Source organism: Streptomyces phytophilus (genome assembly GCF_013870535.1).
In the GTDB taxonomy this organism is placed as follows: domain Bacteria; phylum Actinomycetota; class Actinomycetes; order Streptomycetales; family Streptomycetaceae; genus Streptomyces; species Streptomyces phytophilus.
In genome coordinates, this window is the sequence record NZ_JACBXC010001569.1 from 1 (window position 1) to 1,223 (window position 1,223).

Genomic DNA, 1,223 nt, shown 5'->3' on the forward strand with positions numbered 1-1,223 from the left:
AGGCGCCCGCGTTCGTCGAGGGGCAGGCCGGTGGCGGCGAGGACGGGGTGGGGGCGGACGCCGGCGGTCCACACGAGGGTGCGGGTGGGGAAGCGGGCGCCGTCTCCGAGTCGGGCGACGCGGTCCGTGCAGCTCGACAGGCGGGTCTTCAGGCGTACGTCGATGCCGCGTTCGCGCAGCCGGTGTACGGCGTACTCGCCGAGCCGCTCGCCGACCTCCGGCAGGATGCGGTCGCCGGCCTCGACGAGCACCCAGCGCATGTCCTGGGGGCGTACGCCGGTGTAGTAGCGGGTGGCGTAGCGCGCCATGTCTTCGAGCTCGGCGAGTGCTTCCACGCCGGCGTAGCCGCCCCCCACGAACACGAATGTCAAGGCGGCCTCGCGGACGGCCGCGTCGCGGGTGGAGGAGGCGATGTCCAGTTGTTCGAGGACGTGGTTGCGCAGGCCGATGGCCTCCTCGATCTTGAGCCGGCTGCCGAGCTGCTTCTGCAGCCGCAGCGCCACGGCCATCCCGACGTTGCCACCACCGACGACGAGCACGCGCGTCGGATCCGTCATGGGCAACCTCCTGCCTGGGGTCCCGCCAGGGGCCCGGCCTCGCCGCGCGCCGCCGGCGGCGGTGCGGGCCCGGGGCGAGGCCGCCGCGGACGGCGACCTCGGAACACCCATGACGCACCGCGTTCGGACTTTTGTCCACAGGCAGGGGGAGGATTTCCGGCGCCCGAGGTGTCCGACCCGCGGCCGATCCTTATCCACAGCCCCTTCTCTCTTGACTTCTGCTGAACTATGTTCGTACGAGCCGGAGTGGCCCGACCAGATGCACTCCGGTATGCAGGGTGGGGAGTCTCCGGGGGGAGACTGTCATAACCGGGGGAAACAGAGATGCAGGTTCAGAGCAGTCGTCTGTCGGCAAACATGGCGGGATCGGACACTTCGGGCGGGCTGTCGACGAATGGCCGATCGGCGCTGCGGGTCGACGCGCAGCGCAATCTGGAGCATGTCCTGCGCGCCGCGCGCGAGGTCTTCGGGGAGCTGGGTTACGGCGCCCCGATGGAGGACGTCGCCCGCCGCGCCAGGGTCGGCGTAGGCACGGTGTACCGCCGCTTTCCGAGCAAGGAAGTGCTGGTCAAGCGCATCGCCGAGGCGGAGACCGCGCGGCTGACCGAGCAGGCCCGCGCGGCATTGCAGCAGGAGGACGAGCCGTGGGCCGCGCTGGCGCGCTTC

General features: G+C 71.2%; 2 protein-coding genes. One reads left to right on the forward strand and one right to left on the reverse strand.

All coding sequences use genetic code 11. The features are described 5' to 3' along the window. On the reverse strand, nucleotides 1-557 hold a 557-nt coding region (locus tag H5J30_RS34295; protein WP_181791718.1), incomplete at its 3' end, for an NAD(P)/FAD-dependent oxidoreductase. 357 nt (nucleotides 558-914) lie between these two features. On the opposite strand from H5J30_RS34295, the gene H5J30_RS34300 reads away from it, so the two are divergent. Continuing rightward, nucleotides 915-1,223: TetR/AcrR family transcriptional regulator (locus tag H5J30_RS34300; protein WP_181791719.1), on the forward strand; the 309-nt coding region annotated here is incomplete at its 3' end.